The following is a 307-nucleotide window of genomic DNA, read 5'->3' as shown; positions in this document are numbered from 1 at the left end:
CGAGACGGCCAAAGGGACCAACCATACACAGCGCCCCCTGGCCGCACAAGTTACCAAGCGTCGCAGGTGCCGGGCCCGTCCAGACGACCCCGGGCGCCGGCAAAAGCGACAGTCTGTTCAACCGGTATTGCGCAGTCCTGCGGCGATCCCGGCCACGCTTACCAGCAGGGCCTGATCGAGCGCCGCCGGCTGGCTTTCGCCGGCCGCCCGCGCCCGGGCCAGCAGCTCGATCTGCAGGAGGTGCAGCGGATCGAGATAGGTGTTGCGCACGGCGATGAACACCAGGGTTTCCGGATGGTGTTCGAGC

1 protein-coding gene is annotated in these 307 nt (G+C 67.8%); it reads right to left on the bottom strand.

Going from position 1 to position 307, the window contains the following annotated elements:
* Nucleotides 1-117: 117 nt before the first annotated feature.
* Nucleotides 118-307 (bottom strand): phosphoenolpyruvate carboxylase (locus tag FS767_RS21975; RefSeq protein WP_144968210.1); only part of this gene is annotated, 190 nt, incomplete at its 5' end.

Origin of the sequence: Pseudomonas sp. DE0010, assembly GCF_007680745.1 — a bacterium.
GTDB classification, from domain to species: domain Bacteria; phylum Pseudomonadota; class Gammaproteobacteria; order Pseudomonadales; family Pseudomonadaceae; genus Aquipseudomonas; species Aquipseudomonas parafulva_B.
This window is presented reverse-complemented; position numbering and strand designations above follow the sequence as displayed.